Genomic DNA, 25,790 nt, shown 5'->3' with positions numbered 1-25,790 from the left:
TACTTACTGTTTATTGTTGATTTTAAGATATCAACCTATTGATAAAACCGCATTAATTTATTGTCGTAACAACCACAGAAAATTACTGAGATAGCAGTGCTTTGAAAATACAAGAGGAGCGTACTATTCCACTTGATCAAAACAATGCTGATCACTGAACTACGTTTATTTGACTACTAATCTGCGATTTTTGATTCCGCAAACATTGAATTATTGTTGCAACTCTTAATGTTTTGCTTACAAATTTCTAACCCGTACCTTGGTAGACTGAACTTTATCAATTAAATTATTGTGGGCTGTTGCGCCTTAACAGAGCTTAACCCTTGGCTTTCTGGTGAGGCAGTCCGATCTTTGGGGTTTCCCCCATGAGGAACTGCCGTTAGCGTAGCGGTAGCGACGTAAGAGCGTCACCCGAAGGGTCTACTTAAGATAATAAAGACGAAAGAGCAATCAAGACATGGTAGATTCCCTCAAAAAACCAGGCTTTGAAGAAATCCGGCCAGGGATTAAAGTCCCGGCAAAAGAAACCCTGTTAACACCTCGGTTTTATACTACCGATTTTGATGAAATGGCACAGATGGATATCTCCGTCAACGAAGACGAGTTAAGAGCCATTCTCGAAGAGTTTCGCACTGACTACAACCGCCATCACTTTGTTCGGGATGCCGAGTTTGAACAATCCTGGGATCATATTGATGGGGAAACTCGCCGATTGTTCGTTGAGTTTCTAGAACGTTCCTGTACGGCAGAGTTTTCCGGCTTTTTGCTGTATAAAGAACTTGGGCGTCGCTTGAAAGGCAAAAGCCCCGTCTTGGCAGAGTGCTTTAACCTGATGTCACGGGATGAAGCGCGTCATGCTGGCTTTTTGAACAAAGCGATGTCAGACTTTAATCTGTCCCTAGATTTAGGGTTTTTGACTAAGAGCCGCAATTATACCTTCTTTAAGCCAAAATTCATCTTTTACGCCACTTATCTTTCTGAAAAGATTGGTTATTGGCGCTATATCACCATTTATCGCCACTTAGAAGCACATCCCGAAGACCGGATTTATCCAATCTTCCGGTTCTTTGAAAACTGGTGTCAAGATGAAAACCGTCATGGCGATTTCTTCGATGCAATCATGAAATCCCAGCCGCAAATATTGAATGATTGGAAAGCACGGCTGTGGAGTCGGTTCTTCCTATTGTCGGTGTTTGCGACAATGTATCTCAATGACATCCAACGCAAGGACTTTTATGCCACCCTTGGACTGGATGCGCGAGAATACGATATCCATGTTATTCAGAAGACTAACGAAAATGCAGGTAGGGTGTTCCCGCTGATGTTGGATGTAGAGAATCCAGAGTTTTATCAGCGGTTGGATACTTGTATAAGCAATAACGAGAAGTTGGGTGCGATCGCTAACTCCAACACTCCCAAATTTCTGCAATTCTTCCAGAAACTGCCACTTTACATCTCCAATGGCTGGCAGTTATTGCGGCTGTACCTGATGAAGCCAATTGATACTATTTCTGCTCAAGGGGCAGTTCGTTAAGTTATAACAGGTTTGCGAAAGCTTTAGTGGTTCTGCTGATTGCAGAGCCACTTTTTTTGTCAAAGTTGGATAGGCGTAGTTTTGCAGTATATATCTTGAGTTAAGCTGATTTTTCCATTCTGATTATATCTGGGATGAATACTTGGTGCTTGGCTGCTTCTGCTTCGTAGCATCTGAGAATCAGTGATGTCAGCTTATCGAAGTCACTGACAGAAGAAATAATTACTTTTGATGCAGCATCCCCCAGAGAAGCTGTTACTTCCTGCACTTCAAAGTTTGAAGCTAGGGACTTTACTTCATCTACATTTAGTCGAGTGATAAAACTTTTTTTCTGCGAAGATAGATACAGCCGCAGAAACCACCAAGTACTTTTGCCAAGATTGATACCAAAATATGAAGCAGTATCCTTATATTGGAGTTCAAAATTGTAACTTATTGAAGTTTGGATAATTGCTTTAATTTTTTCAAAAGCTTCGATTTCTTCAGCAGTTGTTACTACTTTTGATTCTTGAGATTCTTGTTGTTTTTCCTCTTCTTCAATCTCTTGTTCTACTTCCAGTTCAACAGGCTGAGTTATTTCTTGGCTAAGTGAGCGAGTCATTAACTCTACTAAACTTCCCTGAATCGACTTTTTAACAATTGGTTTAAATTTATCAATAATTTTACCAGTAATTCGGCCTTTAATTTCATAACTAGGGGCAACTGTAGCGAGTTCAGCCACTAAGAAACGAACAAATTCTTCAGAAGGAGAACGTAAAAGATTTCCTAGAAGCTGAGTCATGCCTTTTACATAAACCATTTCCTCCGCATGGTTGGTAATAGCTGTAACCTCAAAATTATCACGGTGAAAAAATTTGAGGTTATCAATATCTTTAGTATCATATTCTAGGATATTAAAAGTAAAAAATGGCTCCTTGTCCATGACATTTTTATCACGCAAGTCTGTAAAAAAACGGTACTCAACCCCATTAGTGACGATAGCCACTTTTGTTGTCAAAAGTCCATTAAAATAGCGGCTCAGTTGCCCATCATGTGCTTCAGCTTTTTGACCACGGGCTTTTGCTTCTACGAGCATAACCTTAGTACCGTTAATAGCTAAAGCGTAATCTACCTTTTCAAACTGCCCTGCTCTTCTAGTCGCAAAATCTGCCACGTATTCTGGCATTACTTCACTAGGATCATAGACATCGTAGCCAAGAGCGCTTAAAAAAGGAACAATCAATGCCATCTTAGTAGCTTCTTCGCCAACAACTTGGTCAAATCGCTTACGCACTTGTTCAGACAGCTTGATAATATCTTCAGTAAATCCCATCTTGCTTACTCTTGGTAGATAAGGGTTTTTGATACAGATTTTTTCTAAAATAGGAGTGATTGCAGGGTGATATAGTAGATTAAATCTGAAAGTTTTAGCGTGATCGCCTTCTGGATCACTCTTATAAAAGTATTCCCAAATCAGTACCAGCCTGTAACACTCATGACAGGTTAATATTTTTTACTTTAAAAAACTTCCGTATTGAGCAGCTTGAAAGAATTCCGGCAATTCTCCAATGGTTTTTGTTAGATAGCGATCGTTGTCATGAATGCGCGATCTACTGAAATGAGAAAGCAATATGCCTTTTTGCTTGCTGAATCTACCGAAATGAAAAAGCAATCAAGCGTTTTAATCAAGCAATAAGTTATAAATATTTCCACTTACCTACTTACTCTTAAATTTAGGATTGCTGACTGGGAACGAAGAACTGCAAAATTATCTCAGCTTATGATTGCAGGCGTACAGATACACTACCTGCATGGGCAGGTAAACCTTCTGTGTTTGCTAATGTTACGGCTGCTTTGCCTAGTGTCTCTAATGCTTGTTGATTGCATTCCAAATAGGTAATCCGCTTGAGAAAGTCGTAGACACTCAAGCCAGAGGCAAATCGGGCAGAACGTGCAGTAGGCAGTACATGGTTGGGGCCTCCCAAGTAATCGCCAATTGCTTCTGGAGTATAACGTCCTAGAAACACGCTACCAGCACACTTAATTTGATTAGCAAGCAATTGTGGGTTGTCTGTGCACAATTCCACATGTTCTGGAGCTAGTTGATTTAGCAGTGGTATACTTTCTGTCAAATCGCTGACAATAATCACGGCTGCATGATTTTGCCAGCTGGCATTGGCGACTTCTTTGGTGGGCAGGTTGGCGAGAATTTGCTCAACCGCTGCTATTACTTGCCCAGCAAAAATTTCCGAATCAGTAATCAAAATTGACTGGGCGCTAGGATCGTGTTCTGCTTGCGATAGCAAATCCCAGGCAATCCAGTCTGGGTTATTTTGGCTGTCGGCTACCACCAGAATTTCTGAAGGCCCGGCGATGCTGTCAATGCCAACTGTACCAAATACTTGACGTTTAGCTTCAGCAACATAAGCATTACCAGGGCCGACAATTTTATCTACGGGAGCAATGCTTTGTGTACCATAGGCTAATGCTGCGATCGCTTGCGCCCCACCAATGCCGTAAATTTCCGTGACACCAGCAATTTGGGCAGCTGCGAATACGGCGGAATTAACCTCACCGTTAGGTATCGGTACTGTCATAACGATTCGTTCCACGCCGACAATTTTGGCAGGTAGGGCGTTCATCAGTAAAGAACTAGGATAGCTGGCACGTCCTCCAGGTACATAAATTCCCACTTGAGACAGCGATATCCAATTTAATCCCAGTTTTACCCCGGCTGTATCGGTGTAGCTAATATCTTGCGGTAGTTGTTTTTCATGGAAAGCCACAATCCTCTCAGCAGCAAGTTCCAGCGCCGCCTTGACATCAGCAGGACATTGTGCAGCGTGTTCGGCAATAAAGGTTTCGCTCAGATGCAAAGACTGGGGATTGTAGCGATCAAAGCGGTTAGTATAGTCCTTGAGAGCGGCATCACCACGCACTTTGACATCCGCTAGAATCTCACGTACTGTCCCACTAACATCAACTGTGGCTTCCCGGCGATCGCTAACAAGAGTTTTGAATCTACTAGAAAAATCTTTGTCGATAGTTTGAAGCAGCTGCATAGACAGTATCTTGCAAGCGGTAAATTCTCTAAGTAGTTTAACATGAGTTCGACGGGTTGAAAAAATTCAGGACTTACGCAAAATACCTCTCAAATTCTCATTCCTCCTACATTTTTTTCCTAAAATGGGAGTGATTGTAAGGTGATATGGTAGATTTAAATTGAAAGTGTTAGCGTGATCGCCTTCTGGATCACTTCTATAAAAGTATTCCCAAATAAGTACTAGCCTGTAACACTCATAACCTGTTTATCAGTGCAATGGTATTGGTAATGAATAAGAATAAATCAGAATAATTTTTGATAAAGCCTTAGTCTATAGCAGTTATCAAAAGAAAAATGCTCAAGCTAATTATTCAAGCCCTCGGATGAATCCGTGGGGCCTTTAATGCAAGCTAACTTGTCGCTGCTGCTTTGTTTCCATTCTGGTTGCCATTTTTGCTGCCGTTACCGTTCAGACTGGCAATGAATGACGATTGCTGTGAACTAGAAACTGGTGATTCGCCTCGCAGTCCCTTGTGGCGCTGGTTCTTAGGAACACCTCCTGCCATGCCGTACTCCACACTGCTTTTACCATATTGAGTAGCAACTCCCAACAGCATATGCTCTGCCATATCTGCCAATTCACGCTCTGTTTGGAGCATGTCATGATACAACTTATCGAGGTTAAAAAGAGCAGTGTTGTATAAATTCACTTTAGATGAATTACCCTACTGCTCTAATAAACTTATTCAAACTTAGGTAAAACTAACTTTGACGTTATCTTCCTACTTCGATCAAGGGAGTCGGCTCCTACTTGTCCACAGGCGTTAAGTTTGCTTAAAATTTAATCCCCCACCAATTTCTTGAATAGCATCAGTAACAGAAACCCCCTGAGCTAAACAGAATTGTTCCATTGCTGTAACTTGGGTTTGTAAATCATTTAAAATTTATTGATATTACTCTTTAAGAGAGTTGAGTGTGTAGCGAAAACTTCTCAAAAAAGTTAAGGACAAGTATAATCCTTGTCCTTAATGCTTAAAATAATAGATTCTGCGTCGAATAGGTTAGATAAAATTAGTTCTCTGTAGCCGTCGTTGGCCCATAAAATTGAAAGCGTCCAATGCCAATAAATTGGCCAGCGGTTTGCTCACCAAAGGGAAAAGCCTTCACACCAAATAAATAGACGCCATCATAAAAAGGATTGTGGTAAGTTTGCAGACCAATAGTAACCGTCTTACCTGGTGGTATAGGAGTATCAAAGGTTACTGTGAAAGTCTGTTGTTTGTCGTTGCCTTTTACAGCTTTAAGTGCCAACTTTGAACCCTGGCTATTACGTGTGCCTTCAAAGGCAAAAGTATCTTTCTGATTGAATTCAATATCTTCAGTCCCCTCAATCTGATTAAAGGTAACCTGTTGCAACGGTTCCCCAGCTGTCGCTGGCACTTCCAGAGTGAAATAGTACGTCGTATTCGGAACACTTGTATTGCTGTATGGAGTGCTGGCACTAACTAAATGCGGTGGTTGGGCAAAGGCGATCGTGCCATTGCCTAAGGTAACTGCATTGGCTACCGAATGAGGTAGTAAATATAGTCCAGTGCTTACAACAAATAGAGTACTAAAAAAACTAGTAACGTACTTCATAATTTATATTTTTACCTCAATGATTTTTATCTAAGACTCAACTATTTTAGTTTTACTTAAAATACTCCTACTTTAGCCTAAGCAAATGAATTACTACAGTCTCAAAATTAGAAGATGTAATGAAGTTTACTGATTATTTATTAGACAGCTTGGCTGTAATTTTAGCACGCAATTTAAAATTGTCTAGGAATTAAAACAGATATTTAAATTTAAATATAACTATTAATTTTGCCGGAATTTTTATTAGTAAATTCCCTCAAAAGTCGATGATTTTACCGGGCTTTGACTAGATATAAACAGCGATTCATCGATATGCTTGCCGTAGTTTAAAGAATTTTATATATCGATATATCGTAGTTTAAATAGTAAATTATCTGAAAAATCAACAATTTTATCTGGCAGTAAATTTATCAATTAAATTATATATCAATAATCTTACTTAATTTATAATTATACAATGATACAAAAAGAGGAAAATATACTGATTTATGATGATTTAATTCCTTCAAAATACACAAATTTAGCAGGTTTAGATTAGTGATTTTCTCTACAAATACAATAAGAAAGATAAATTTTTAATAGTAAATTTACTTAGAAAGTAATATAGTAATCCGATTTGATTGCATGAAAAAATCTAAGTATATGTAGGGTGTGTTAGGGCTTCTGTAACTCACCGAAACCTTCGGGTGGTGCGTTAGCCTACGGTATAACACACCCTACGTGTATTTCAAAAATCAAATATGAGTCCTATAGCTTACAAGGGATACTGGGAAGTTTAAAAGCCCTGGTTTTCTCGCGGCAGTCGCTCATCAGGAGCCATTGCGGTATGCAAACAGAAGCCGTAACACAATGGCAGTTATGATGTCTGCGGGGGTCACTGAGCTTGCGATGCCCTGAGCTTGCTGTTGGCACAGCCTCATTGTAGAGAAGGATCAAATTGTGAAAAAGGGTGTTTTACTAAATTGTTGTTGAAATATCTGGAGTCATCTGAAACTTCTTGTCCAATCCATGTTGGTAGTTCAATTTGTTGGTTTTCATCACTGAGTTCAACTTCTGCTAAAATTAGTCCTTTATTAATACCATCAAACTCATCTATTTCCCAAATTAAACCACCCCACTCTATTTTATATCTGATTTTTTCTATAAAGGGACGTTCACACAATGTCTCAAGTATTTCTTGAGCATCTTCAACAGGAATAGGATACTCAAACTCTAATCTCGAATATTTTATATTAGGACCTTTAATTGTCAAATGACTTTTTTCTCCTACTATACGTATACGTACAGTTGCTTTGTCTTGTGTGGCAATGTATCCTTGACGATATACACTACCTTCAGCTAATCCTCTCCAGCTATCTCCTCTTACTAAATATTTACGCTCTATTTCTTTTGCCATTTTAGTCACTTGATTATTTGCTTTTATATATTAAAAAATAGTACTTTTATTAGCTAATTACTATCAATAACCTAGTGGAATAAGGCAGGATGCTGGAAAAATTTAAGTCTGAGGTAACTTAACAGATTGCTCACGTACAGTGGCTTTTTTTCTGTATCAGACATAATCTTCAAAACTCAGTTAATCATACCAAATAAGAGGAAACCTGTTTATCGTTGACCGATACAATCCGATCCAATCGAATTTCAGTCTGATCATTCAATTTGATAAAATCGGCTTTGTTTGCAGCGTAAACGTCCACAATCCGACTTTGTATCTGCACCAACTCATTCGCTGCGCGATACACAATTCGACATTCCTGGCGCAAGGTCGCCAACGCTTCTAATTCATCGTGAAAGTCACAATTGACAGGGATATACGCATCTATCCCTAAAACCTCTTACACTTTATACTATAGTCGATTACGATATTTTTATAAGGAAAACTCCGAATTTCGTTATTTTACTTAGGTGGTTTAGGTATCTACCTCCTATATCCTTAAATATATGATTTGGTCATTTTGTCAAGTCATTTTTAAAAAATAATTCCATGCGATCGCCCCGGAGTCGAGTTACGCCATACTCAATCACATTACTAGTTTGATCAACATTCACCGACTCTGCTAGGAGGATGGGTTGATTGAGTCAGAGTGCTAACCAAAATTGTGTCAATCTATCTTCATCTAGATGTCTAGACAAGTTAAGAATAGTTTAAGGGAAATTCAAGTGGTTATTCACTACATAGAACAGGTGAGACACCCATCCTAGAAGTGAAAAATGTAGTGTATTCAATTAAAGTATTCTTTCTTTTTACTTTTTACTTTTACTTTCTTGTACTAGTCCGAGTTCCCAATTCAAATATTTGATGTCTACAACAGTTTGTAACTTAATGAGGTACACCTTTTCAACTCAAGAGCCAGATATAGAGCAAATTTTACTCCTAACTCCTAACTTCTAACTCCTGAGTTTTTATATGCTAATACACCAAATTTTCGTTTTTAAGTTGTTCTTTCGCTAAAGCTAATGCTTGGTGAGCATTTTTATACTTTGTTTTATCAGTAAATTTATCACGAAAACACTTTAAATAAGCTTCCAGATACCGAATACGTAAGCGTGGATCAACCGGATTCTGAAGAAAGGGGAGGTCAAGTTCAACCATAAATCGGATAGCCAACAAAGGGATAGGGCTACGAAGTGGACGAAAATTTGGGTTGTGCAGACCAGGACTTTCATTACGTTTATGAAATTCCCCTATCATCAGTCCTGACTCAACAAACAAAGGTTTAAGTTTTTGTTGGACACCATCTATTAGTTTAGAAGTTTCTTCTATACGGATATCAGGAAATATAAGTAAAAAAGCTTTATTAATTGCTAATTCTGGCTCTTGAACTTCCATCTCAAGAAAGATATCTCGGTAGCGGCTAACAATCTCTTCTATTTGTTCTGGATACAAATCTTTTGTACGAATAACTGCCAGACGAATACTGTTTGACTTGAGAGCGTAAGGTACAAAAGGGCAAACTACACCGGGTCTTCCTAAGTTAGGATGAGGCCTTCCTAAAAAGTTTTTCACCCACTCCATAATTTCAATTAAGCAAGGAATGTCTTTGTATTGCTGTTCGATTTCAAGAGTTGTATAGAGTTGCATGAGCTTGAGTGAAATGAAATAATTGTTTAATTCAAAATCCAAAATAGTTTTTACTAAATTATCTATTTAAAACTAATTATTTAAAAAGAATAAAATCAAATTTGATATTTTTTATTTTGGATTTATCTGTGGTTTGTAGCAGATAAAAAGCTAAAGCATTTTTGTTAATTTAAAGAAATTCACGCCAAAATATACACAAACATATTTTCGCAACAAGCGATTTATGTTTATTCATGGCATCTTAGCTAGAATACGTAATCTTCTCCAGCAGATGTTCTTATTCTTTATACACTTTTAAGTTTCTATTATTTTCAGGAATAATATTATAAAGTTTATGTTTAAATAGTCATTTTTACTGTAAAAATTTAGTATTGCCTCTCCAAGAGTTGGGAGCCGAAGTGGGCTTGTATCCCTTTTTTGACTTTTGAATTCGAGCGTTTGCACAGCGTCTCGTAGAGAAGCGAGTGGTCATTGAGCGTCGGGAACCTCCTGTACTCTTACACAGAAGCAAGCTAGTGAGAGCGTCTTTGTCCCTTGCACGTTCTGTTGGTGCAGCCCAAGGTAGAGAAGAGGCTGGGCACCTTTGCACTCTGCGAGATCTTGCTACAGACAACTCTGGGCAACACACTGGCTCCCTGACAAAATTAGATATTTTTTTAATTTGAAGTCCCTTATTTATCAACAAATTCTTTCACCACTGCCATAGCATCAGGAGGAATATGCGTAATTAGGCGAAATGGAAATGCCGGAGTTGAAGCAAATTGGGCATAATCTGATGTCAGAAAGATAGCGTAGTTTTTAGCTTCTGGAGTCATCTGTGCAGCAAAGGCCAAAGCTATAGCTTCAACGTACTTGCGAACATCTGCTGCTTGTTCCCCCACGACTTCACCGCCACTAATTGGTGTATTTGGTTGTCCTATTTGATCTAAAGTCTGACTGGGGTCTTTTACACTTAGATGAGTACCCCCAACTATACCAACTAGCCATTTGGGGGATGGGATTTTGTCAAATCCCACAATCTGTTCAGTTAAAGCTGGGGTGGTTTTATCTGCGGAACCTGCTAACACTAGAGTAGGAATTTGCACCTTAGTTAACCCAGTTTCGCCAAAAATCAGAGAAGTTGTAGGATTGAGAGCGATCGCCTGTTTGATTCTGGTATCCCGTAGTTGATAGGTATTTTCTGGCAGTTCTTGAGCGATGCACTGCATAACTTCTCCCTCACTGAAAATAGCCAAGTTCTTTTTACAGCGTTGTTTGAGATGTTCGAGTTGTAACTCGGCTCCAGCAACTTCTAAAGCTGTACCCCCACCAAAAGAATGGCCAATGATCATCGCGTTCGTGGTTGCAAGTTTCCCTTGCAATGGATGATTAGCCGTTTGGTTGAGCTTTTCTAATTCATCAAGGACAAAACTAATATCTTGAGGACGATCCAAAAACTCCTGAGGCTTCATAATTCTGGTTTTGCCTTGTAATGCTGAGTTAGTATTTGCCTGGTTACTACCGGGATGTTCTAAAGCTGCTACTACATAACCGTGGGATGCTAAATGTTCTGCTAGGTAACGCAAGTCTGTGCGGACTGATGCGAAACCGTGAGAAAAGACAATTACGGGTTTATTGGCAGTTGCAGCAGTTGACCAGTAAATATCAACTGGAATGTTACGGTTACGCTTTTGGTCATTCCAGTCTAATTTAAGTATTTGTACTTGAGCTATTCCTGGTTGGCTGGGGTCAAAAGGGAAAGCAATCTGCGCTGTTTTGGGGTCGAGTTGGGGAGTGATGGCTAGCATAAATTGCTGGGTACGCCAAAAAGCTGTGTTCAAACTCCTTGCAACTATAAAAGCCTGTGGCAAATTAATTTCTAGGCGTTTACTGGGATAAGCAGCGATAAAACTCAGTATAGAAAGACCCTGCGGTGCAGTAGAGCCTAATACCAATCCTGCTCTGAGTGCTTGTACCCCAGCTTTGTCCTTTCGGGCTAAGGCCGTAGCGAGGTCATTGAGAATAGTTGTGCCAATCCGAGTATTAACTAACCTATTAATGGTGACAACATTCATCGGTATATTCATACCCAGCGCCCCCAAGAGAAAGCGGCGTTGTTGTTCAGATAATCCTTTAGTGTAAGGCTTCAAACTCCCAGGCAATTCCCCACTTGTCGCAGCCTTTTGCAACTCAGCAAGGGAGATGGATTCTGTAAACAAGCCCAAACGCACGACAACTGTGTCAGCCGCAATCGCTGAAGTATTTGCCCCAAACTGTGTAAGTACAATCGCGCCAAAGAAAGCCGCAACTGTCTTAAGACTTCCCCAACTTCTTCCCATAAACTTTTATACCAATTGTTACTTACGGGAATATAACCAATATTTGTGTTTTTTACTACTCTATTAATTGCCTAGAAATAAAAGTAGATTTTTCTTGAACTTGATGGCGATGTCTACGATGATCACTGAGCAGCTGGTGAGCACATTTGTACTGAGTGACTTGTACCGAGCAAAGCCGAGGTAAGCCGAAGTAGTCAAATCATGTCGTACCCCTACTCTTAAGCAAGCTATGCACAGCGTCTCGTAAGGAAGTGCGGGCTATTGGGCGTCGCCCTGATCTCTCAAAGCATCTGGTGATGTGAACAGAGTTACATCAAAAGCATAACAAAAGCAACGAATTGTAGAATTCATCACAGCTAAAAATTTGAGCATAAATCAGTGTTTACAGCCACAAAAGCCTGATTGTTTCTCAGCTAGGTTTAATACTGTAACGAAGCTCTAGAACAGAGTAAGCGATGCCTGCGGCGGTAAACTACGCATCTACAATCTGCACTCTTTGTGGGCTAAATTATTGACTGCAATTTTTTTTACAGGAAACTTTAACCGACGGCTTAATATTTTGTCTTTGCCCTTTAGAACGTGTTGCAGAGGTGTTGCACGTGGATAGTCTTACTGCTGTAGCTGCACTATCATTACTCATCAAATTTTACCAGCCGCATCAACAATTTTTCTTGGCTTTATGCATCGCAGACTCCGCTATATTTTGATTTTACTGCTCTCCTTAAGTATTATTACACTGTGGTGGCCTGTGAATGATTCTGATTGCAATTTCGAGGCAATTCTTGCATCAAAAACTACAAAATTCCAAGTACATGCTACTAAGGTTATTGTTCAGCCGTGGCGTGGTCGTCACCATGTATATGGAATCTTCATGATTCCTGATGAATACAAACAAGCTCCATTTTTTGTATTAACAGTCCAAGGTGCTGGCAGTTACTGTTCAAAACAATTTGGTCATAAAAAAAACTTTAATAATATCTTTGCTGAACCAGGAACTTATCTAGTCAGGAAGTTTATTAGAACTCGAACAGCTCTGCGACTCATTTTCCAAGGTTTGTACTTTCAGATCAATGATAAACAGAACTGGACGTTGACTTTCCCGGAACTAAAAGTTGGTCAACATAATTCGTAATTATAGCCCCATGCCTATTCGTGCAACGTGCCCTAGGCAAATAAGTAATGAATAAATTTATTTTTTCATTACAGCTATTTTCAGGTAAATAGGCAACGCCCTACGCACATAGAAAAAGCTCATTGGTGTCAACTTAAGCTCAAACACGCAATTTTCCATCGTTTTAGATCCCCCAACCCCCTTAAAAAGGGGGCTAAAATTCTAATTCCCCCCTTTTCTTAAGGGGGGTTAGGGGGGATCTAAAATCTAGATGTACATCGAAAAATTTTCACTCTTCTGATTAGACTAAGCTTTCACATTAAGTTGATACGTATGAGCATTGCTGTGCCCCTACAACATATCTAGTTCAAAGAAATGAAAACTGCTGTAATAAATTAAGTAACTCTATCCCTGAATTGATTAATTACGAATTACGAATTATTTACTCGGCTTGGTGGTTGAGTTTCCAAAACCTCGTTCCTCTCTAACAAGGCAGTAGTAGTATTGACCACAATCTGTGCTGCTCCTGTGAAAAACGATCGCTCGATAGTCGCTGGAACATCGCTAGGTTTATGATAGTGGGGAGTACGTAAGTTTGCGGTATCTGTCACCAGCACAGCACCCACGCCCTGATACCAAAATGCTGCATGGTCGCTGCGTAGGGTGTCTGGTGTCAGTAAACCTTTAAAAGGAATTGGTAGTGTTAGAACTGGTGGCAGATTTGATTCCTGTTTATTTAGGGCGGTTGAGGGGAGCATCTGTGAGTTTTGAAAGGCATTCAGCAAAGGCAAATGCTCTGTATCACCAACTACTGCCAAAAAGTCGCCCTTGTCGCTAGGTGGGGTAACAGGCAATCCGGCAGGGTATTTTTGACACCCAGCGGTGTAACAAGCATAAGCCACCATATCCATAACGATCGCTCCGCCCAAGTTTTGCAAGCGTGGTGTCTTGCTAACGAAAGCCTGACTACCCAAAAGTCCTGCTTCCTCTTTGTCAAAAAAAGCTAGCTGTAACGTCCATGGTGTGGGACGGGAACCGAGCAACCGGGCTATTTCCAGCACCACGGCTACACCACTGGCATTATCATCAGCACCAGGGGATAAGGGAACAGTGTCGTAATGCGCTGCTACGAGAATTGCTTTAGCGGCTTTGTTAGTTCCTGGGCGTTCGGCAAAAATATTCACACCGTCAGAGAATTTTTCCAATTTCGGCTTCCAGCCTAACTTTCTCAGTTCAGTTGTGATATAAGTGCGAGTAAGCGATCGCTCTATTGTTGTGTAGCGCTGAAAATTCAACTTTTGGATATGGGTTAACAGCCTGTCAGTAGACACTTGCGGGGTACTGTCAACTTCCTTTGACTGTGCCTGTGATTGGCGTGTTTCCACTGGAATGCTTTGAACAACTGCTGGTGACGGACGCTGTTCAAAAAACGTGCTACCTCTGCTACCCACCACCGCAACTGCCATCAGCACCAACAGCATCAGCCAAATCCATTTTTTCATGTGATTTATCCTTGGCTTCCAGACTTAGGGTAGCGCGAATCCCCAGGCATAACTTTCTAGGATTGCTAGGAAAGGTTTAATATTTTGGTTACCTAAATTCTTAGATAAACCTGCAAAGTTACTTTGCAATCAGCTTAATTGTCTATTTTAATACAATTTTCTTTAATCCAATCTGCTATTGACTCTTGAGTCTCTTAATCAGTTGAAAGTCTTTTTATCATTAATACAACTTCTTTTTCTGGCACTTCTAAAGAATAGCCGTTCAATATCAGAAAGGTCGCCATCGAAACGAAAGCTACCCTTTTGTTACCATCTATAAATGCATGATTTTTTACAAATCCAAAAGCATAAGCAGCAGCTAACTCAAAAACAGTTGGTGTAGGTTCACCATAAGCAAATAAATTTTTAGGTCTATCTAAACTAGTTAAAAGCAGATTTCTATCTCTTATACCTAGAAGTCCGCCGTGTTCTGCTAGTTGTTCTTCGTGCATCGCTTTAATCACTGCCTCACTCAACCAAAAAATATCATTCACTTAGCTAGTTCACGAAGTGCATTCCTATACTGACTGCTTACTTTTTGATAAGCTTCCATAGCCTTTTCAAATTCAGACTTGTCAGGTGTTGTTTGAGGATTACGAGAATGTTTCATAACGAAAAGTATCCCATTCTTGCTACGTCTAAATTTTAGACTTTGAAAAGATGGGATCAATTTGTTTTTAATCTTACGAAGTCTCAAGGTTTGCATGATAAACTCAAAAGTGGTGGTTAGAAGTTAGAAGATACAAATATTGACAGTAATCTTCAGGTAGCTTTTGGTTAATCAGTTATTATACTATAAATTATTTGTGCAAGAGGTCTCTCTTAGTTTACAGATTGACTCTTATGACAGAACGTTCATGTTGAGTCTTATTGCAATGGTCTTAGCAATATCTTCCAAAAATACTCAGCAGCCCTTTGTTGAGACAATGATTTATTCACATTCTGTTGGCTTGCAAAGAAAGCCATTCCCAAAGGTTGCAGAAAAAGAGCGTGTTCATCATCAACTATAGACATAGATTCATTAAAACTATTGTCACTTCCTGAAGCATTCGAGGAATATGCAATCCCGTTTGTAAAAAGATGGCTACTTCCTCTTATCCAAATTTGACATTCAGTAGCTTTCTTTCCCGCATTGTAGACAAGAGCCGAAAAATGATTTGCATCTATACGCTTGAAATGTGTATCCACTTCTGGATTTCGGTTGGATAGTTCAACAAGTGAATTCTCAAAAAAGTTGGATATGTATTCAAACGATTCCTCCACAAATTGATCCCTGTCTCGATCCGAGAATGTTTTGCGAATACGGAGATTGCTCGATCTTAATATATCCAAAATTTGTGGTTTGACAGCAGAACCGTAACTTTTGCTTGGTGGCGTGATATCCTGAGGGGGTTGTAAGCGAGTAATTGTAGCTTTTACAGCGTTGACTACTTCAAGAAAAGCATCGTCTTGATCAGGGAATTTTTTGATAGGCTTGCCATCAGTTGGCGTGACCAAGAGCTTGCTAAATGGCGCACTGCGCCAATCGCATGAACGCAGGATGACTGGTATAATGTGGGATTCTCTTTGCTCATGCTTTTGCATCGCACGTTGCATCTCAATGTCATAACAATAATTGGAAGCTAGAAAATCTGAACTGACTAATAAAAGGATGATGTCTGCTTCTTCCAAGTTTTTGCTTATTGCCTTATCCAATTCCTCACCAGCAGTTATTCGCCGATCATGCCACATCTCAATGAAACCTTGCCTTTTTAGCATAGAAAGATGAACTTCCAGCTCATCGCGCAGGGTTTCATCCCGATGTGAATAACAGAAAAAAACTATAGCCATTCCACGATTATTAATTAAAGGCAGGTATTTACTTATGATTAATACCTTTATATCTTATACCAGTACAAAAGAACTAATTCCCGAAAGTAAACATCAAGTTTGACGCTTTGTCTTTTGACAGCGATCGCAACTTCACTTACACTGCCGCACTAGAGGAGTGCTGAGTACTGAGCAAAGAAGAAGAGAAAACAATTTCTTCCTTAATTCTTCAAAATCTTTATTCTGACACTCAGGACTCATGACTCAGAACTCAGGAATTTTTTTATGGTAGATTTATTGCTGATCGCAATCCTGGGTTTCCTGGGGAGTTTTGGACATTGCTTTGGGATGTGTGGCCCTCTAACAGTGGCGTTTTCCCTGTCTCATCAGCCGAAAATTCCACAAAAAGCTTCCTTGGGACGGATATCAACCTTAGAAAAGTCCGACACTTGGCAACAGCAATTAAAATTTCATCTTTTGCTAAACCTGGGGCGGATGTTGAGCTATGCTCTAGTCGGTGCTGGCATTGGGGCGCTAGGTTCGGTATTGCTGCAAGGTGGACAGCTAGCGGGTGTTGGCAGCGACTTTCGGCGCTGGATGGCAATTATAACTGGTGTAATGCTGATTTGGTTTGGCTTAGGACAAGTAAAACCCGATTTGCTGCCGCACATTCCCGTGTTACATCCCCTATTGCAAGGTAGTTTACACGATCGCCTCAGCGCGGGAATGATTAAGCTTTCCTTCAAAACCAAATGGTGGACGCCAATGCTTTTGGGGATGACTTGGGGTTTAATGCCCTGTGGTTTCCTGTATGCTGCCCAAATTAAAGCTGCTGAAACTGGCAATTTATGGATGGGTGGGGCAACTATGCTGGCGTTTGGCTTAGGAACCCTGCCTACAATGCTAGGTGTAGGCGTCTCCACCTCTTTGGTAAGTAAAGACAGGCGCAGTCAGTTGTTTCGATTAGGCGGTTGGGTGACACTCACCATTGGCATCATCACCTTGTTACGGACTGGTGACACAATGGTAGATTACACCGGACACGCCGCTTTATTTTGCTTAATCTTGGCGCTAATTGCGCGTCCTATTAGTGGGTTGTGGGCTTCACCACTGCGTTATCGCCGCGCCTTGGGAGTGGGAGCTTTTGTGCTTTCTGTGGTTCACACCGCCCACATGATAGAACACTCATTGCAATGGAATTTTGCCGCCTTTGATTTTATGCCACAAGAATTTCAGTGGGGTATGGCTGCGGGTGCTGTAGCATTGTTATTAATGTCCCCCGCTGCTTTTACGAGTTGGGAATCCTTGCAGAAATCTTTGGGCAAGCGTTGGCGACAGATTCATCTATTGGGTGTGCCAGCCTTGCTCTTGAGTGCCATTCATGCTGTGTTGATTGGTTCCCATTACCTGGGTTCCTTGCAATCAACTTGGGGAAATAAATTAGCGGCAGTACTGATGGGAATTGTTACTCTTTGTGTCTTGCTAGTACGATCGCGCTTTTTTTGGTCAAAGTTAGCCGTAGAAAAGTTTTATGTTCCCCCAACCAAATCGCGGTAAATCATTCTTGTTTTCTGGCTCCATCCCAACGAGTCAAAAACACAGAGGTTACCCGCTCAAAGACATTTCATGGCATCAAGGAAGAATAAAGTATTTATTATTCCTGAGTTGCTTAGTCATCTCAATAACTAATCTTTACCCTGCTGCTGCTCATCAGGTAGAAGTAGCTGGAGATGTCGGTGGCACCCTCCACGTTGAACCAAATGATAACCCCCGGGCTGGAGAATCAAGCCAAGTCTGGTTTGCACTTACCCGCAGAGGTGGAAGGGTGATTCCCCTGTCACAGTGTAATTGTCAGTTGGCTGTTTATGCCGAACCCTATGCAGCCGGAGAGCCACCACTCCTAGAACCACAGTTAGAATCTGTGGCAGCTGAACGCTATAAAGGCATCCCAGGTGCAGAAGTTGTCTTTCCCAAGCCAGGTATTTATGAGTTGCAACTAAATGGTAAACCAGTCTCTGGGGGAAGATTCAAACCATTTAAGTTCAAATTTGAAGTGACTGTAGCAGGTGGATCTACAGATAGCACACGAAACCTACGAGATGTCAATGGTGATTTAGTAGATGGTGAATCTCAGAAATTCCCAATTTGGGCGATCGCACTCCCAATCCTCGGATTTATCGGCATCTTAGTCATCGTACTGCAAAGTATGAGAGGAGGCAGGGAGTAGGAAGTAGGGAGTGCAGAATGTGGGTTTAATCTTATTGTAGGTTTTACTCATGACTAAACCACCAGTGTAAAAGCTGGTGGTTTTCGCTAATTTCAATTTACTCTCAACTAGCTTGGCTAATATTATCAATACGCCGTTGTAACTCGGTTTCAAATTCCTCATCAGTGCGAGTGATGACTTTTGGTCGCTGGTCTAACCTGTCCATTAAAATATGAAATGCCTCACTGTCCTGTGGATGATATCTGACCCAATCTCTTAATTCATCATCTGACATGGTTTGATAATCAAGTTTAGTCATGGAAATGTCACCTCACCATTTGGATATATCTCTATTTGTATTGTGTCCCCAATCAAAACGTATATGCGCTTCGTTCTTTCGTCTAGTCGCACCACGTTGATAGGTTGAAACATATTACTTGCTCTCACACATCTGCTGTAAAACGCTCTCAACTGTTCTGTTGTTGGTTCCATCTAGACCCCACTTTCAATAAAGCTATCAATTAAGGCTGAAAAGGCTTGATTTTTTGTTACCTATAGCGATATTAAGTACAAAAAAGTAGCAAATTACCAAACCTAAGCAGACTAATCGTTAAGAGCTTTAATTTCCGAATATGCAGCCTCTCGGCTCAATGTCATCAAGTCAAATTATGTCGCTTTTGATGCCACTGCCACGCATGAGCAACAATATCTTGGATGGATGGATACTGAGGTTGCCAGCCTAAAATTGTTCTAGCTTGCTCGCTGGTGCCAATGAGAATTGGGGGATCTCCAGGACGGCGATCGCGTTCTTCTACTGGTATCGAAATTCCTGTCACCTGTTCGGCAGCGGCAATGACTTCTTTGACAGAGAAGCCACTGCCATTACCTAAATTGAAAACTTCACTATCGCCACCTTTCAATAAATATTCCAATCCCAAAATATGGGCATCTGCTAAGTCGTTAACGTGAATATAATCGCGAATACAAGTACCATCGGGCGTGGGGTAATCGGTGCCGAAAATTGAGATAAATTCTTGTTTACCTAAAGCTGTCATTAGCACCAAGGGAATCAAATGGGTTTCTGGATTGTGATCTTCGCCAAGCAAGCCACTGGGATTAGCACCAGCAGCATTAAAATAGCGGAAACGCACTGATTGGAAACCGTAAGCAAGATCAAAATCAGACAGAATCCGCTCTACCATTAACTTTGTAGCGCCATAAGGATTAATCGGATTTTGGGGATGGGTTTCTGGAATGGGTACAAATTCCGGTACACCGTAGGTGGCACAAGTGGAAGAAAAGACAAATTTCTTCACAGATGCTGTCAGCATCGCTTCTAAGAGGGTGAAAGTACCAAGGACGTTATTGCGGTAGTATTTAGCAGGGTCAGTCACCGATTCACCTACGTAGGCATAGGCAGAAAAGTGCATCACAGCGGCAATATCGTGGGTTTTAAATAGGTGATCTAGCAAGGCGCGATCGCCTGTATCGCCTACTATCAGTTCTACCTGTAAAACCTTTTCTACTAGGTCACGATGCCCATAGACCAGATTATCAAGGATGACAACGTTATAACCCGCTTGCTTCAAAGCAAGCACTGTATGGGAACCAATATATCCAGCTCCCCCCGTTACCAAAATGGTAGGCTTTCCAGGCGACATAGTTTTTCCTTTTGAGTGGATTACTCAATTAATTTAGTTTACCGGTGCCACATTACTCTTCTGGAAAATTATAAATAATAGACGCAGTGTCAAAAAATTGCACTAAAATCACTACGACGGTAGTCTTTGGGTGTGAGGTTTGAGGTATTTTAAGTCAAACAGTGCGATTACAATTTGACAATAAAATAAATCTATTTCCCGAAACCTCTAGGTTGACCCTTACAGGTGACGCTAAAAGCGTTGCTATTGCTAAGAAGTCACTAGTTGTTTTATCCAGGGAAACCATGCACGACAGTTCCTCCTGGGGAGCCACTTTTTCTTCTGTTCAAAGAAGAAGTGGCGTGGAAACCCCTAGCAAAGCGGGCTGTCTTGTCATCACACTGGCTCACCGCACCAGAAAATTTGAGAGTTAATCTATGTTTCTATTGCTAAGCCGGGTACTGCTGTGGCTGCTGATTGGCACTATCGTATATTCTCTGTTCCAGCGATTTTATCCCTCTGGAACTTTTGTCGGGCGATTAATCTTAGTCGTTATCTTGGTAATCATAGCCCTATCATTTGTTAACCCCAATGAACCAGCTGTGGCGTCGTTGTCCAAAATACTGTCTTTCCCACTCAAGCCTCTAGGAGCCTCTGTTTTACTGATGATTTTTGCAGCTCAGAGAATCAAAGGAGGTGGGATAGACAAACCAGGAGGATACTTGATAGGTTGGGCACTGACGATTTTGCTGTTGGCAAGTACACCAGCAGTCACCTATTTACTTTATAGAGCACCTCGAGCAATGGCAGGTGAAACCTCTGTAGCAAGTGCTGCACCAACATCTGGGACACTGGTGGCATTAGGGCAACCAACCACCGCAGCAAACATCTCAGATGTGACGGGCGATCGCATTTTTTCTTATAATTTGAGAGTGCCCCCCTACTTGTTACAAGCAAGTCCTCAAGATATTCGCACACGCGGTTTACGACTTGAAGACTTTGTACCGAATGCGGAAACGTTACAATCGACAACCAGAATTTGGGAAACTTATCTCTTTGAAATTTACAGGTTCTTGCGTGTTCAGCGGTAATAAAGTTAAAAAAGAAAAACTAAAAAGGTCACAATGCCACGCCCTAGTACCGCTACGTGGAAGTTAAAAATCAAAAGTCAAAAGTCAAAAGAGTTGTATTCTGGGCTTTTGGGCCATTTTGAATGGTTGGTTTATTTACGCGGTGCTGTGCTAGTAGCTGGATTAATTTAGGCTGTGATTGCCACCAGAACACCAAGAGTTTGAGTAGACGTTCCCATTCGGCTTTGGGCGAAAGGGAACGGCAATAACTATCCAGTTAATAGAGGTAATAAAAGCTGAATTTACAAGCGATATTCCCTCTACATAGCTGCCTTCTTGGACTAGCAGTTAATCTAGGATGATAAAGTTGCAAAATTGCTTTCATGGCAAAATCTCGACGAATTGCTAAACTCAATGCTTACCTAAGACCCCATTGGCGGGAGGCGTCCTTAGGAATTCTCGCTTTGTTGTCTGTCAATGCACTGGGCGTTTATATCCCTTGGTTGATTCGTTCTGGCGTTGACAAACTCTCGACAACCTTCAACTGGAACCAAATACTACATTACGTAGTAATCATTGCCTTGCTTAGTTCGGCGATGTGGCTAATGCGGATGGCATCCCGCATTTGGCTATTTGGGGTGGGACGTCAGGTGGAATTTGACCTAAAACAACGGATTTTTGAACACTTACTCAAGCTGGAGCCGGCTTATTTTGCCAGTAATACTGCTGGCGATTTGATTAATCGCGCTACCAGTGATGTAGACAATATCAAGCGGCTATTGGGTTTTGCAGTCTTGAGTTTGGCAAATACGGTGTTTGCCTACGCCCTGACACTGCCAGTAATGCTGGCGATTAGTGTGGATCTTACACTAGCCGCCCTGGCAGTGTACCCTTTTATGTTCTTGTTGGTGAGTTTATTTAGCAATCGCTTACGCAAACAACAAGCAGAAGTCCAAGAGAAACTCTCTGACATCAGCGAACTCATCCAAGAGGATATCAGTGGCATTGCCTTGATTAAAATCTATGCCCAAGAAGCAAACGAGCGTCGAGCCTTTGCCAAGAAAAATCAGCAGCTATTAGCTGCTAACTTGAAATTGGCAAAAAGTCGAAATACACTGTTTCCGCTAATTGGCGGGTTAGCTAATATCAGTTCACTGGTAATCATCTGGCTAGGGACGGCGCGGCTGTCTTCTGGGACACTTGAAGTTGGCGACTTTTTAGCACTCCTAATCTATGTAGAGCGTCTAGTTTTCCCCACAGCCCTTTTAGGATTCACAATTACTGCTTACCAACGGGGTGAAGTTAGTATTGATAGGCTTGAATCTATTCTCTCTGTCACACCAAAAATTCAAGACACAGCCGATGCCATACATCTACCACTGGCTGAACTTAAAGGGCAACTCACAGCCAAAAATCTCACCTACACTTATCCTGGTTCCACTACTCCAGCTTTAGCAAATCTTAACTTTACGATTACTCCCGGAGAAACCGTGGCAATTGTTGGGGCAATTGGTTCGGGGAAATCCACTTTAGCGAATGCTTTGCCCCGCTTGTTGGATATTGAATCAGGACAATTGTTTTTAGATGGGCTGGATATTACTAAGATTGCTTTGGCTTCTTTACGAGGTGCGATCGCCTACGTTCCTCAAGATAGCTTTCTATTTAGCACTACAATCAAAAATAATATCCGCTACGGTGACCCAATTTGCGAACAAGAGCAGATAGAATCTATCGCTCAACTTGCCCAAATTGAATCAGAAATTAACAATTTTCCCCAGCAATACGAAACTATTGTTGGTGAACGCGGTATTACTCTTTCTGGCGGTCAACGACAACGGACTGCTTTGGCTAGGGCGATGCTGGTCAATGCTCCAGTGTTAATTTTGGATGATGCCCTCTCTAGTGTGGATAATCAAACAGCCACGCAAATCCTCAAAAATCTCTCTGGTGGTACAGAGTGCAAAACAGTAATTTTCATTACTCATCAATTATCGGCGGCGGCGGTTACTGACCGAATTTTTGTGATGGAAAAGGGCAAAATTGTCCAGATAGGCAATCATTTACAACTGGTGCAACAACAGGGTCTGTACAGAACTTTGTGGGGCCAGCATCAAGTTGAGGAATTACTGCACTAGTACAACATTTAACATTACAGCGATTTTAAGTTAATTGAACCACAAATTTTTGTAGGGACACGGCATTGCCCATTGGTGTCAACTTCAGGTGAAAGCTTAGTCTGATAAGAAGAGTGAAAATTTTTCAATGTATCACCTAGATTTTGATCCCCCCTAACCCCCCGATAAATTGGGGGGAACTAGAATCGAGTGCCCCCTTTAAAAGGGCAGGGCTGTTTCATTTGACAAGGGCAAGAAGTTTGTCAATATCATTAGAGAGAAATCTCTGAGCAATTGTGATGGAAGTATGACCATTTCGGTGAAGTATATTGAGAGCGAACGCTCTCAATACTGAGAGATTTGCTGGAGCATTACCCAGACGGATTGTTGAATCCTCTTCTTTAGGAACTACATCTTTAACCCAATGAAGGCAATTTTCGATACTCCAATGACTGCGAATACTACAAGCAAATTCTTGTGTTGTGCCGATCAGGCTACTTATGTAACAGACAATCTCATGGTATTGTTTATCTGCTCGTATTCCGACTCTTTCAACCCAAATTCAAGATTTAATTCCAATCCATTGCGCCCACACTGAGAACTGAGCAGCATAAAACCGAGTGGAATTATTGGTAGGCTGTCAAACCGATTTTGGGTTGGCTGGTCGTTGAATACTTGAATCGCATAGGTTAGTGCTCATCTGTACTTGGCGAGTAATCCAAAAAATCACTCTAATTTTATCGGCAGAATACATGATGTTATTGTTTTAGTATTTTTAATTCACATTGCTGAAAAATATAATTCACCGCAGCAAATAATTTATTTAAATCTTGAATTACATATAAATTTTTATTCCTAGTAAACACATCAGCAATCAACTTTCCAAATTGCCATATTTTGCCGTTAGAAACAATCCCAAAAACATCGCTGACAAAATCATTATTAATTCGCTGTACTGCGAGCATTTCAGCTAAACACTGACCCCAACCTTCTTCAAACTTATCTTGTTTAGCTTCAACCGTTAAAAAATAAGGTTTATCAAAAACAATCGTACCCAGAGGATTTCGTTGTGTCACTGTATAATCTGGAACGCCTGATAAATCTTCATCGTAAGCTAATGTTTCATGACTCCAAAGTGTTAATTTACTTCGGTAAGGTTTCCATACTTCTTTCAATACTGGATAGATGAGATTTTCACAAATAGCATCTTCAGAATTATCAATAACTCCATCTGTAAATAGTAAATCTAATTCTTCTTGGAAAGACTGTTTAACTGGAAACTCTACTTCCAATATAAAATTAGACTGTACATACTTGATTTGAAATTTTTTAATTACTGCACTAATACTTTTGTAATTACTAAATGCCATTTTAATTTACCTTCCCTTGAAAACTCTATCATCGTCTAAACACAGATGATGTGCCAAAAATATTTTCATTACTCCCATTATTAAACTACCGTCATTATTTCAAGACTATCAATTACGATCGCCCTTGGCGAATGATTCGATCGCAATCACAGATTAGATTTGGGTACTTTCAAAATCGTGCTGATTGCGTTTACGGGGAACCCTTTCTGAGGAAGCGATCGCTATTGATTGCTCTTGATCTGCCAGGGCAAGATGATGAAATATTCTTGGATCTAGATTAATTCTCTTACCTTATTAACTGCGCGGTGGAATTAAAAAATTGACGACACAAGCCCTTTGTGACTAAAACTGTTGTCAACAAGTTAGCGAAAGCAACCATGAACATAATCAAAATTTCGTAAGATACTGCATCCAGAGGTTTTACACCAGCTAATAACTGTCCGGTGGTAATTCCTGGTATTGCGACCATACCTATGAGGATCATTTGATTGAGAGTGGGAATCAATCCGGCTCTGATGGCGTCTTTGCGGTACTGGCTAACTGCTTGCTCTGGAGTTGCACCTAAGCTCAAATGGGTTTTTATTTCGAGATGGCTGGAGTTAATGGTGCTGACAAGGCGATCGCCTGCGATCGCAGCTGCATTAGTAGCATTACCTAAGACTATCCCTGCTAGGGGAATTATATACTGTGGTTCATACCATCTTTCTGGTTGAATGATCAAGAAGTTGGTGTAAAGCACTGTCAGGGCGGTACTAATTAAAATTGCACCCCACACCAAAGGCAACACATAAGGAATTTTTTGGCTGATGCGATTTCGTGCGACAATCGCCGTAATTGTCAGCATTATTGCTAATAGCGCCAAAACTGCCCAAGCATTGTCTAAAGCCAAGATGAAATCTAAAATGTATCCCAATACAAGTAGTTGTAAGATGGTTCTCCCAGTAGCAAGGGCTAAGTTAAACTCTAATCCTAATTTTTCCCAGGCAGATAAACCAATGGCGATCGCCATCAATCCCACAGCAATAGCTAAATCCACGAAATCCAGCTTGATCAGATCCTGCATGGGTTCTCTATCTCCTGGTATTTTATTCTCAAAGCAGCCCACACGCCTGGAACTTTGATCCGATGTGTTGGATCTTGGTTGATATATATCACTTTCATCAATTCAAAATTCAAAATGGTACGACCAAAACATGGCAAACACCTAGTATATCTACTATCTGTAAATTAAATGTGCGGTAGTTTACCGCCCCACAATTTAAGTAAAAACCCTAATAGATGCGTATCTTGGGCGATAGTCTTTTAGTAGCTCCTCTTTGATTAATAATTCAATCA

Annotated in this window: 24 protein-coding genes and 1 pseudogene; 8 read left to right on the top strand and 17 right to left on the bottom strand. The window is 40.8% G+C overall.

All coding sequences use genetic code 11. The features are described 5' to 3' along the window. Positions 1 to 457 precede the first annotated feature (457 nt). A complete protein-coding gene (gene acsF, locus V7K48_RS09270; RefSeq protein ID WP_335071691.1) occupies positions 458 to 1,534 on the top strand; it encodes a magnesium-protoporphyrin IX monomethyl ester (oxidative) cyclase in 1,077 nt (358 codons plus the stop codon). A 100-nt stretch (positions 1,535 to 1,634) separates the two neighbouring features. Here the strand turns inward: acsF and V7K48_RS09265 are convergent, their stop codons facing one another. From V7K48_RS09265 to V7K48_RS09230, 8 genes and pseudogenes are all read right to left on the bottom strand, one after another. Then, positions 1,635 to 2,846 (bottom strand): type I restriction endonuclease, encoded by a 1,212-nt coding sequence (locus V7K48_RS09265; protein ID WP_335071689.1) that lies wholly within the window; start codon positions 2,844 to 2,846, stop codon positions 1,635 to 1,637. A gap of 445 nt (positions 2,847 to 3,291) precedes the next feature. Next, entirely contained in the window at positions 3,292 to 4,575 is a 1,284-nt protein-coding gene (hisD, locus tag V7K48_RS09260; RefSeq protein WP_335071687.1) for a histidinol dehydrogenase, read from the bottom strand. Positions 4,576 to 4,966: 391 nt separating this feature from the next. Then, positions 4,967 to 5,272 (bottom strand): annotated as a pseudogene (locus V7K48_RS09255) (hypothetical protein); the annotation flags it as partial. Positions 5,273 to 5,627: 355 nt separating this feature from the next. Then, positions 5,628 to 6,194, bottom strand: coding sequence for a DUF2808 domain-containing protein (locus V7K48_RS09250; protein ID WP_335071685.1), 567 nt, complete (start codon positions 6,192 to 6,194; stop codon positions 5,628 to 5,630). A 916-nt stretch (positions 6,195 to 7,110) separates the two neighbouring features. Continuing rightward, the gene (locus tag V7K48_RS09245; protein ID WP_335071683.1) at positions 7,111 to 7,590 is read right to left on the bottom strand and encodes a CYTH domain-containing protein; all 480 of its coding nucleotides are present in this window, start codon (positions 7,588 to 7,590) and stop codon (positions 7,111 to 7,113) included. Positions 7,591 to 7,774: 184 nt separating this feature from the next. Then, on the bottom strand, positions 7,775 to 7,966 hold the full coding sequence (locus V7K48_RS09240; RefSeq protein ID WP_335071681.1) for a hypothetical protein: 192 nt from the start codon (positions 7,964 to 7,966) through the stop codon (positions 7,775 to 7,777). Between the two features lie 638 nt (positions 7,967 to 8,604). After that, positions 8,605 to 9,318, bottom strand: a complete 714-nt coding sequence (locus V7K48_RS09235; protein WP_335071679.1) for a DUF6875 domain-containing protein — start codon at positions 9,316 to 9,318, stop codon at positions 8,605 to 8,607. A gap of 629 nt (positions 9,319 to 9,947) precedes the next feature. Beyond that, positions 9,948 to 11,594, bottom strand: coding sequence for an alpha/beta hydrolase (locus tag V7K48_RS09230; protein WP_335071677.1), 1,647 nt, complete (start codon positions 11,592 to 11,594; stop codon positions 9,948 to 9,950). 679 nt (positions 11,595 to 12,273) lie between these two features. On the opposite strand from V7K48_RS09230, the gene V7K48_RS09225 reads away from it, so the two are divergent. Next, complete coding sequence (locus V7K48_RS09225) at positions 12,274 to 12,726, top strand: hypothetical protein (RefSeq protein WP_335071675.1); 453 nt, start codon at positions 12,274 to 12,276, stop codon at positions 12,724 to 12,726. A 410-nt stretch (positions 12,727 to 13,136) separates the two neighbouring features. On the opposite strand, the gene V7K48_RS09220 is transcribed toward V7K48_RS09225, so the two are convergent. The 3 genes from V7K48_RS09220 to V7K48_RS09210 all read right to left on the bottom strand — a co-directional run bounded on the left by V7K48_RS09220 (position 13,137) and on the right by V7K48_RS09210 (position 16,076). Next, positions 13,137 to 14,207 (bottom strand): M28 family peptidase, encoded by a 1,071-nt coding sequence (locus V7K48_RS09220; protein ID WP_335071673.1) that lies wholly within the window; start codon positions 14,205 to 14,207, stop codon positions 13,137 to 13,139. A 194-nt stretch (positions 14,208 to 14,401) separates the two neighbouring features. Then, the gene (locus V7K48_RS09215; RefSeq protein ID WP_335071671.1) at positions 14,402 to 14,740 is read right to left on the bottom strand and encodes a type II toxin-antitoxin system death-on-curing family toxin; all 339 of its coding nucleotides are present in this window, start codon (positions 14,738 to 14,740) and stop codon (positions 14,402 to 14,404) included. A gap of 373 nt (positions 14,741 to 15,113) precedes the next feature. Further along, entirely contained in the window at positions 15,114 to 16,076 is a 963-nt protein-coding gene (locus V7K48_RS09210; protein WP_335071669.1) for a toll/interleukin-1 receptor domain-containing protein, read from the bottom strand. Positions 16,077 to 16,340: 264 nt separating this feature from the next. Between V7K48_RS09210 and V7K48_RS09205 the strand changes: the two genes are divergently transcribed. Continuing rightward, positions 16,341 to 17,612, top strand: coding sequence for an urease accessory protein UreH domain-containing protein (locus V7K48_RS09205; protein ID WP_335071667.1), 1,272 nt, complete (start codon positions 16,341 to 16,343; stop codon positions 17,610 to 17,612). Then, a complete protein-coding gene (locus V7K48_RS09200; RefSeq protein ID WP_335071665.1) occupies positions 17,587 to 18,282 on the top strand; it encodes a hypothetical protein in 696 nt (231 codons plus the stop codon). The genes V7K48_RS09205 and V7K48_RS09200 overlap by 26 nt, the downstream gene beginning before the upstream one ends. A 103-nt stretch (positions 18,283 to 18,385) precedes the next feature. Here the strand turns inward: V7K48_RS09200 and V7K48_RS09195 are convergent, their stop codons facing one another. The 3 genes from V7K48_RS09195 to galE form a co-directional block, all read right to left on the bottom strand. Beyond that, on the bottom strand, positions 18,386 to 18,580 hold the full coding sequence (locus V7K48_RS09195; protein WP_335071663.1) for a DUF6887 family protein: 195 nt from the start codon (positions 18,578 to 18,580) through the stop codon (positions 18,386 to 18,388). After that, the gene (locus tag V7K48_RS34960; protein ID WP_373690607.1) at positions 18,577 to 18,753 is read right to left on the bottom strand and encodes a DUF6888 family protein; all 177 of its coding nucleotides are present in this window, start codon (positions 18,751 to 18,753) and stop codon (positions 18,577 to 18,579) included. Before V7K48_RS34960 ends, V7K48_RS09195 begins: the two co-directional genes overlap by 4 nt. A gap of 164 nt (positions 18,754 to 18,917) precedes the next feature. Continuing rightward, on the bottom strand, positions 18,918 to 19,922 hold the full coding sequence (gene galE / locus V7K48_RS09190) for a UDP-glucose 4-epimerase GalE (RefSeq protein ID WP_335071661.1): 1,005 nt from the start codon (positions 19,920 to 19,922) through the stop codon (positions 18,918 to 18,920). A 416-nt stretch (positions 19,923 to 20,338) separates the two neighbouring features. Between galE and V7K48_RS09185 the strand changes: the two genes are divergently transcribed. The 3 genes from V7K48_RS09185 (at position 20,339) to V7K48_RS09175 (ending at position 23,106) form a co-directional block, all read left to right on the top strand. Further along, a complete protein-coding gene (locus V7K48_RS09185; protein ID WP_335071659.1) occupies positions 20,339 to 20,992 on the top strand; it encodes a hypothetical protein in 654 nt (217 codons plus the stop codon). Between the two features lie 33 nt (positions 20,993 to 21,025). Continuing rightward, positions 21,026 to 21,163, top strand: a complete 138-nt coding sequence (locus V7K48_RS09180) for a hypothetical protein (protein WP_335071657.1) — start codon at positions 21,026 to 21,028, stop codon at positions 21,161 to 21,163. 191 nt (positions 21,164 to 21,354) lie between these two features. Beyond that, on the top strand, positions 21,355 to 23,106 hold the full coding sequence (locus V7K48_RS09175; protein WP_335071655.1) for an ABC transporter ATP-binding protein: 1,752 nt from the start codon (positions 21,355 to 21,357) through the stop codon (positions 23,104 to 23,106). 217 nt (positions 23,107 to 23,323) lie between these two features. Here V7K48_RS09175 and V7K48_RS34955 read toward each other — a convergent pair whose 3' ends face one another. Then, positions 23,324 to 23,647, bottom strand: coding sequence for an ISAs1 family transposase (locus tag V7K48_RS34955; RefSeq protein WP_442949424.1), 324 nt, complete (start codon positions 23,645 to 23,647; stop codon positions 23,324 to 23,326). Positions 23,648 to 23,843: 196 nt separating this feature from the next. Beyond that, positions 23,844 to 24,455, bottom strand: a complete 612-nt coding sequence (locus V7K48_RS09170; RefSeq protein WP_335071653.1) for a hypothetical protein — start codon at positions 24,453 to 24,455, stop codon at positions 23,844 to 23,846. A gap of 50 nt (positions 24,456 to 24,505) precedes the next feature. Here V7K48_RS09170 and V7K48_RS09165 point away from each other — a divergent pair, with 50 nt between their 5' ends. Next, positions 24,506 to 24,736 (top strand): hypothetical protein, encoded by a 231-nt coding sequence (locus V7K48_RS09165; protein ID WP_335071651.1) that lies wholly within the window; start codon positions 24,506 to 24,508, stop codon positions 24,734 to 24,736. Positions 24,737 to 24,741: 5 nt separating this feature from the next. Here V7K48_RS09165 and V7K48_RS09160 read toward each other — a convergent pair whose 3' ends face one another. Further along, positions 24,742 to 25,518 (bottom strand): ABC transporter permease, encoded by a 777-nt coding sequence (locus V7K48_RS09160; protein WP_335071649.1) that lies wholly within the window; start codon positions 25,516 to 25,518, stop codon positions 24,742 to 24,744. Between the last annotated feature and the right edge of the window lie 272 nt (positions 25,519 to 25,790).

The organism is Nostoc sp., from assembly GCF_036919615.1.
Taxonomy (GTDB): Bacteria; Cyanobacteriota; Cyanobacteriia; order Cyanobacteriales; family Nostocaceae; genus Nostoc.
Note: the sequence above shows the minus strand (reverse complement) of the source record. Positions and strands in the feature narration are given on the sequence as shown.